Here is a 6,997-nt window from a genome sequence, read left to right as displayed (position 1 = left end):
CGGAGCGCGGATGGCTGCGCCGCTATCCACCTCGATCGAATTGCGCCATCTGCGCTACTTCGTAGCGGCCGCCGAGCACGGAAGCTTCCGCAAGGCGGGGGTGGCTCTTGAGGTCAAGGAATCGTCCATCAGCCGGAGCGTGCGCGATCTTGAAGACGAGATAGGTGTGTCGCTGTTCATCCGGCATTCAAGCGGGGTGAACCTCACTCTGGCGGGGCAGCGCTTTCTGAACCGCACGCGCCAAGCGCTCGATCAAATCCGCGAGGCGACGGTGGAAGCGGCTGCGCTCGGGCGGGCCGAGGAAGGCCACCTTAAAGTTGGCCTGTTCTCGAACCTGTCCTCCGGCTTTCTGCGCGACCTGTTCCAGACGTACGACAGCCGTTATGCGGGCGTTCATATCGACTTTGTCGAAGCGCCTGCCGAAAATCACGCGGCCGCGATACGGCGGTTTGATCTCGACGCCGCATTCGTGCTGGGCCGGCAAAGCTGGCCGGACTGTGATGCGATTTCCTCGTGGAGCGAACCACTTCTGTTCGCGCTGCCGCGGCTTCATCCTCTGGTCCAAAGGGATGTGCTGTCCTGGCGAGATCTCGTGGACGAGACCTTTCTTGTCCGCACCGAAGGCTCCGGCAATGAGGTGCGCGGCTTCCTTGAGCGCAGGTTCCGTGAGCTCGGTATCTCCCCGCGCATCAGTACGCAGCAAGTCGCCCGCTTCAGCCTTCTGGGTCTCGTCGCCACGGGACGAGGGATCCTCCCGGTGTTGGAATCCGAGACTGTGATCAGCCTGCCGGAGGTGGTGTTCCGCCCTCTCGCCGGCGAGGCGATCCCGTTCTCCGTGATTTACTCGCCTCGCAACGATAACCCGGCGGTGCGCACCTTGCTCAGCCTCACACGGAAGATGGCCCAGGAGCGGGCTACGACGCGCTGATGCTCGCAGCGCCGCCAGCATCGCGGCGCGCCTTGGCGAACTCACGATCCGTGGCGATGAAACGCTCCAGCATGGGCACGATAAGCTTCACGGGGTCTGGTGCAGGCTGGCCAGTTTCCCGTGCGAGCACCTCGGCGTAGGCGACAAGATCGCGGTGCAGCGCGCCGGGCAGCGACAGCGCCACCTTCACCGGCTTGTCGTTGGGGATGGGGCCGAGTTTCAGCTTCGCCATGGTCAGTACCTGTAGGGTTCGAGCACGAGGTCACGGGTGACCATCACCCGCACCGGGAACCCCGGCCGGATGGTCAGGGTCGGCGCGACCTGCAACTGCCGGCGGATGATCTCCTGGCCGGCATCGTTGATGGTGTCCTGCGCCCCGCTTTGGAGCGCCTGGATCAGTTCGTCTTCATCATCCATGGCGAGTTCGGCGCTGACGGAGAGGAGCGTCGAGAGGCCGATCGCCTTGGCGAGATCCCACCCGTGCATGTCGACGCCGTCCTCAAGGCCGGCATAGCCCTGCGCATCGGTGCCGGGCTGACGCTCCAGCACGATGGAGCGACCATTGGGGAAGATCAGCCGGTTCCAGACCAGCAGGATGCGGCGCTGTCCAAAGCCGACGCCATTGTCGTACTGGCCGAGCAGGCGTGTGCCCTGCGGGATGATCAGGATCCGGCCCGTCGGGCTGTCATAGACATTCTCGGTCACCTGCGCGGTGATCTGGCCGGGCAAGTCGGAGCGGATGCCGGTGATGAGCGCGGCCGGGATGACGGCGCCGGCCTGCAGCACATAAGGCGATGCCGGTGCCATGACCCGATCGGATGCGACGACGCGCCGATCGACGGCGGCATTGAGGAAGGCAAGCTGGCGGTCCTGGGTCGAGGGCGGGCCGCCCGGTCCCGCTGCGCCCAGGCCGCGGTAGCCGGAAGCACCGGCCGATGACGGCGGCGCCGCGCGAGCCTGCGCCGCCTGGAAGAACACACGGCTGGTCCGCGCGGCTTCCTGTTCGGCGAGACGGCGCTGCTGCTCAGGATCGACCTGTGGCGCTGCCATTGTCGGCGGCACGACGAGCTGGCCGCGGTTCTGTGCATCAAGGATCGGTCGGCCGAGATCGCCCGGCAGAGGCGGACCCAGGATCGGCCCGGTGTAGTCCCGCGGCAGGCCGGCAAGGCCGTCGGCGGTGGAGCGGTTCTGGGTGGAGTAGAGCTCCGCGCCGCCGGTGCCCTTGTCGCGACCCTGCAGCGCATAGATCACGGCGCCGCCTATGCCGAGGCTGACAACCAGCCCGGCGCCGGCGAGGACCTTGCGCGAGAAACGCGTGACGCGCGGCGGCTCGGGACGCAGCCGCATCGCCGCGGCGTGATCGGTGGTCGGAGCGCCGAGATCCACCTCGAGGTCATGATTGTCGGGGCTGTTCATTATGCCGGCCTCCCATCCGTGCGCTCGATCCGCACCTTCTGCGGACGCTCGCCGCCGCCGAGGCGGAGCTCGGCCGCACCGAAGAGCCGGTCGACGATCAGGATGTTCTGATAGATGCGGCTATTGACGATCTGCGCCTCACCGTCCGCCCCAATGACGAAGAGCGGCGGCATCTCGCCCTGAATGACCCCGCGCGGGAACTCGACATAGACCTTACGCCCGTCGTCATAGACGGCCATTGGCCGCCAGGGCGGCGTGTCGCCGGAGAGCGCGTAGCGGTAGTTGCGCGCTGCGAAGCTGGGGATAACCGGTACCGCCGGAACACTGGAGCGCTGTGCTCCCGGAACCTGTGGATAGGCCCAAGCGACGGCCGGCATATAGGGCTTCTCGCCGGCCCGCAGCTCGATAATATAGCTGCGCCGGTCGGTGGTGATGACAAGGTTGGTGGAGATGTCCGCCCGCGTCGGTTTCACCAGCACATGCACGCGCCGGTTCACACCCTCGCCGCTCTCCGTGTCGCCAATGATCCAGCGGGCGGTGTCGCCGGCCGCGATGGGGCCGCTGCCGGTCAGGCTCTCGCCCGGCTCCAGTGCGATGTTGGTGATCTGGCCGGGCGCTGCATAGACTTGATAGAGCGCACCCTCGCTCCAGGGATAGATCTGGATGGCGTTGTAATAGCCCTCGCGGCGCGGTTCCACGCGGGCCGCCGCATTGGCGTTCTCGACGCGAGCGACGGGCGTTTTGGCGTCCGTGCCGCCCTTGGCCGGCGTCCAGGCGGGCGGCGTGTGGAGCGGGCGCGGACGCTCGTCAGTGACGACGGCTGGCACGGCCGGCAGCGCCGGCACCTCACTGTCATAGCTGATCTGCGGCGGCTTCGGTGCCGAGGCGCAGCCGCCCAGCGCAGTTGCCGAAAGCAGGAGAACCGCAAAGGCGGAGCGGCGGAAAGCCCGAGATGCGGGTTTACGGAGAGGTGTTTTCACTGGCTCATCTCCCGCGACCAGCTGATGGCGTTGACATAGATGCCGAGCGGATTGGTACGCAGGCGCTCGGCATCGCGCGGTGGCTGGATCACCAGGGTGAGGATCGCGCTCCAGCGCTCGGTGGCGGCGAGCTGGCCGTTCTCATAGCGCCGCTCGACCCAGGCGACGCGGAAGGAGTCGGGCGAGGCCCGGATGACGCTGGAGACCTCGACGGCGATCTGCTGCTTGCCGACCCGGGTGAAGGGATCATTGGCGCGGGCATAGTCGTTGAGCGCGGCGGCTCCCCGATCAGTGGTGAACTCATAGGCCCGGAGCCAGTTCTGCCTGACGATCACCGGATCGGCCGGCAGGCTGCGCACCTGCTCGATGAAGCGGGCAAGATGCCAGGCGATCTGCGGATCGGTCGGACGATAATCGCCTGTGGCGGGTCCAACGGCCTGCGTCTGGCCGAGACGATCGACCTCGACCACCCAGGGCACGACGGTGCCCCGCGTCGACTGCCAGATCAGAGCTGAGGCAAAGCTGCCTGAGAGGAACAGGCTACTAAGCGCCATCAGTCGCCAGTTCTTGGCCTGCACGCGGGCCGAGCCGATGCGCTCGTCCCAGACCTGGGCGGCCTTCTGATAGGGCGTGACGGGTTCTGGCGAGGTGCCGTAATGGGTCGCGGGTCGCTTGAAGAGGCTCATGAGCGGTCGCTCTCAGACAGGGAGACGGAAGAGCCGCCGGCATGGCTGTCACCGGAGCGCACAGCATGGGCGGCGGCGGAGACGCCATGGCGAAGCGACTGGCCGCGCTTCATGCGCTTGGCCCAGTCGGGCACCTCATCGGCGGAGGAAGCTGAGGACGTACCGTTGACGGCGTTTGCGAGCGGTGACACGGCGGCCGAGCCCGCCGCGCGCGCGACGCCACCCAGTCCCGAGGCGACACTCGCCATGCCGGACTGCCCGGCCGCACCGATGCTGTAGGCCGTCGCTCCGCCCCGCGCCGCAGCCGCCGTCGCCGAGAGGGCGGCCCCACCGCCCCGGATTGCGAGACTAGCGGCACCGCCGGCCGCCATCAGGGCACCACCGGCGGCCATGCCGGTGCCGATGGCCGCTCCGGCGCTCAGCTGTGGGCCACCGGAGACAAGGCCGGCGGCAATGCCGGGACCGAAGATGCCGAGACCAAGCAGAGAAAGGGCAGCCAGCACGATGGCCATGGCGTCATCGATGGTGGGCGTCTGTCCCCCAAACCCCGCGGTGAACTGGCCAAACAGGGTGGAGCCGATGCCGATGATGACCGCGAGCACCATGACCTTGATGCCGGAGGAGACGACGTTCCCCAGCACCCGCTCGGCCATGAAGGCGGTTTTGCCGAACAGGCCGAAGGGGATCAGCACGAAGCCGGCGAGCGTCGTCAGCTTGAACTCGATCAAGGTGACGAAGAGCTGGACCGCGAGAATGAAGAAGGAGAGCAGCACCAGCGCCCAGGCAAACAGCAGGCAGGCGATCTGGATGAAGTTCTCGAAGAAGGCGACCCAGCCCATCAGGTCCGAGATCGACTCGAGCAAGGGACGGCCGGCATCGAGCCCGGTCTGCGCCACTTTGCCGGGACGCATGAGGTCGCTGACGGAAAATGCCGTTCCCGAGCCCTTGAGGCCGAGCCCGGCAAAGCTCTCAAAGACGATGCGGGCGAGGGTGTTCCAGTTGCCAATGATGTAGGCGAAGACGCCAACGAACAGGGTCTTCTTGATGAGCCGGGCGATGATGTCGTCATCCGCACCCCACGACCAGAACAGCGCCGCCAGCGTCACGTCGATGACGATGAGCGTGGTGGCGATGAAGGCAACCTCGCCGCCAAGCAGGCCGAAGCCGCTGTCGATGTAGGAGGTGAAGACCCCCAGGAAGTTGTCGATGACGCCAGTGCCGTTCATGGCTCAATGGCCTTCGTTCGGCGCGGGATGCCCGAGAAACCGGTCGCGCGTTTGCGCCCAGATCTTCAGGCACGCGGCGTCTTGGGTGGCCGCCTCTCCAAGCTGCTGGCAGCGGCGCTGCTCATCGCGCAGAGGATCGCGCGCGGCCCCTACCGTCCGAATGGGTGAAGGCTCCGGCGCCTCCTCCACCCGGGTCATCTCCACGACCGCCGCCGTGCCGGCGATGGCCACAAAGATCACCGCGCCGAGCCGGGCCAGCAGGACTGCGTCCATGTCGGCCTCCCGTCAGTTGCTGAACATGCGGGCATTGCCGGCCTGATAGCCTGCGCCCGGGGTGAGGAAGCGCCGGCGTTGCTCACGGCCCTGCTCGGCGGCGGTCGCGCGTTCCGCCTCGGACAGCGCCTCGGCGCGCCCATTAGCGGACATCACCGCGATCAGGTCGGAGAGCTGCTGCGACTGCAAAGCGAGCAACTGGTTGCCGGCCTGCGTGGCCTGAAGCGCGCCCGTGGCGCCCTGGCTTTGGCCCACAAGCGTCGCCATCTCGGCCTTGTTGGCGTCGACATTGCCGACGACGCCGGCCTGCACGCGCAGCGCATCCTGCAAGCCACCAACCGTGGTCTGCCAGCGCGAGCGCGCACCGGCGACGAGATCGGCATCGGAGGCCGAGAGCGGGATGCTGCCATAGCGCTGCTGGAAGGCCTGGTCGATCTGGCCGACATTGAAGGCGATGCTCTGTGCCTGTCCGAGCAACTGCTGGGTGCGCTGGACCGATTGCTGGATCTGCTGCAGCGAGGAATGGGGCAGGCTGGCGAGATTGCGGGCCTGGTTGATCAACATCTGCGCTTCGTTCTGCAGCGAGGTGATCTGGTTGTTGATCTGCTCGAGCGCCCGCGCCGCCGAGATCATGTTCTCCGCGTAGTTCCACGGGTCATAGACCGTGAGGGCCTGCGCGGACGGGGACAGCACGGGTGCGAGGGCGAGCGGTGCGGTCAGCAGCGCGACGGCGAACGCGGATAGGCGCAGACGGGACAGCGTCATGGCTGCGTCTCCAGATTGGTGAGGTTGGGAAGGAGGTCGGCAGCCCAGCCGAGGCCGCGATGACGCAGCCAGGCGTCCAGGAAGCCGTCGCGGCCATGCGCGGCGAAGATCTCGCCGATGGCCTGCTGGTCCGTCTTCGAGGACGCCGCGCACAACGCCAGCGCGACCTCGCTGAGGCCGAGTTCGAACAGCCGGTTGCCGCGCCGCGACTGGCAGTAATAGTCCCGCTTCGGCATGGCCCGCGCGAGGATCTCGATCTGCCGGTCGTTCAGGCCGAAGCGGCGGTAGATGGCGTTGATCTGCGGCTCGATGGCCCGTTCATTGGGGAGCAGAAGACGTGTCGGGCAGCTCTCGATGATGGCGGGCGCGATCGCCGAGCCGTCGATATCGGAGAGGGACTGCGTGGCGAAGATGACGGAGGCGTTCTTCTTGCGCAGCGTCTTCAGCCATTCCCGCAGCTGGCTGGCGAAGGCGTCATCGTCCAGGGCCAGCCAGCCCTCATCGATGATGATGAGGGTCGGTGATCCGTCGAGCCGGTCCTCGATCCGGTGGAACAGATAAGCCAGCACAGCCGGCGCGGCCTCCGTGCCGATCAGACCTTCCGTCTCGAAGGCCTGGACGGTGGCCGAGCCCAGATGCTCGCTCTCCGCATCCAGCAGCCGCCCCCAGGCGCCGCCCAGACAGTAGGGACGCAGCGCCTGTTTGAGGTCGTTGGACGGCAGA

Annotated in this window: 9 protein-coding genes; 1 reads left to right on the top strand and 8 read right to left on the bottom strand. The window is 67.1% G+C overall.

Annotation, left to right across the window (positions count from 1 at the left end; translation table 11 throughout):
* The coding region (locus KHC27_RS08160) for a LysR family transcriptional regulator (protein ID WP_343210864.1) at window positions 1-928 on the top strand (928 nt) is incomplete at its 5' end.
* Here KHC27_RS08160 and KHC27_RS08155 read toward each other — a convergent pair.
* The 8 genes from KHC27_RS08155 to KHC27_RS08120 all read right to left on the bottom strand — a co-directional run.
* Window positions 915-1,160 carry a DUF2274 domain-containing protein gene (locus KHC27_RS08155; protein WP_213337503.1) on the bottom strand — a complete coding sequence of 82 codons (246 nt, stop codon included), beginning with the start codon at window positions 1,158-1,160 and terminating at the stop codon, window positions 915-917. The two genes, KHC27_RS08160 and KHC27_RS08155, sit on opposite strands and share 14 nt — an antisense overlap.
* A gap of 2 nt (window positions 1,161-1,162) precedes the next feature.
* Window positions 1,163-2,344, bottom strand: a complete 1,182-nt coding sequence (locus KHC27_RS08150) for a TraB/TrbI/VirB10 family type IV secretion system protein (protein ID WP_213337501.1) — start codon at window positions 2,342-2,344, stop codon at window positions 1,163-1,165.
* Window positions 2,344-3,324, bottom strand: a complete 981-nt coding sequence (gene trbG / locus KHC27_RS08145; RefSeq protein WP_213337494.1) for a P-type conjugative transfer protein TrbG — start codon at window positions 3,322-3,324, stop codon at window positions 2,344-2,346. The genes KHC27_RS08150 and trbG overlap by 1 nt, the downstream gene beginning before the upstream one ends.
* Window positions 3,321-4,010: a conjugal transfer protein TrbF gene (trbF, locus tag KHC27_RS08140; protein WP_213337479.1), complete on the bottom strand. Its 690-nt coding sequence runs from the start codon at window positions 4,008-4,010 to the stop codon at window positions 3,321-3,323. Before trbF ends, trbG begins: the two co-directional genes overlap by 4 nt.
* A complete protein-coding gene (gene trbL / locus KHC27_RS08135) occupies window positions 4,007-5,236 on the bottom strand; it encodes a P-type conjugative transfer protein TrbL (RefSeq protein ID WP_213337477.1) in 1,230 nt (409 codons plus the stop codon). Before trbL ends, trbF begins: the two co-directional genes overlap by 4 nt.
* A gap of 3 nt (window positions 5,237-5,239) precedes the next feature.
* Window positions 5,240-5,509 (bottom strand): putative entry exclusion protein TrbK-alt, encoded by a 270-nt coding sequence (gene trbK-alt, locus KHC27_RS08130; protein WP_213337461.1) that lies wholly within the window; start codon window positions 5,507-5,509, stop codon window positions 5,240-5,242.
* Between the two features lie 12 nt (window positions 5,510-5,521).
* The gene (trbJ, locus tag KHC27_RS08125; protein ID WP_213337459.1) at window positions 5,522-6,274 is read right to left on the bottom strand and encodes a P-type conjugative transfer protein TrbJ; all 753 of its coding nucleotides are present in this window, start codon (window positions 6,272-6,274) and stop codon (window positions 5,522-5,524) included.
* Window positions 6,271-6,997, bottom strand: a 727-nt coding sequence (locus KHC27_RS08120) for a TraG/VirB4 family ATPase (protein WP_459076738.1), incomplete at its 5' end; no start/stop codon positions are given. The genes KHC27_RS08120 and trbJ, both read right to left, overlap by 4 nt.

It is taken from the genome of Ancylobacter lacus (assembly GCF_018390635.1).
In the GTDB taxonomy this organism is placed as follows: domain Bacteria; phylum Pseudomonadota; class Alphaproteobacteria; order Rhizobiales; family Xanthobacteraceae; genus Ancylobacter; species Ancylobacter lacus.
The sequence above is the reverse complement of the archived record's forward strand: the minus strand, read 5'-3'. Positions and strand labels throughout refer to the sequence as shown.

Bases quoted from the DNA above. Each gene is read 5' to 3' on its own strand.
- KHC27_RS08155 (WP_213337503.1), bottom strand. From the start codon at position 1,160: ATGGCGAAGCTGAAACTCGGCCCCATCCCCAACGACAAGCCGGTGAAG.
- trbJ (WP_213337459.1), bottom strand. From the start codon at position 6,274: ATGACGCTGTCCCGTCTGCGCCTATCCGCGTTCGCCGTCGCGCTGCTG.
- KHC27_RS08150 (WP_213337501.1), bottom strand. From the start codon at position 2,344: ATGAACAGCCCCGACAATCATGACCTCGAGGTGGATCTCGGCGCTCCG.
- trbK-alt (WP_213337461.1), bottom strand. From the start codon at position 5,509: ATGGACGCAGTCCTGCTGGCCCGGCTCGGCGCGGTGATCTTTGTGGCC.
- trbL (WP_213337477.1), bottom strand. From the start codon at position 5,236: ATGAACGGCACTGGCGTCATCGACAACTTCCTGGGGGTCTTCACCTCC.
- trbF (WP_213337479.1), bottom strand. From the start codon at position 4,010: ATGAGCCTCTTCAAGCGACCCGCGACCCATTACGGCACCTCGCCAGAA.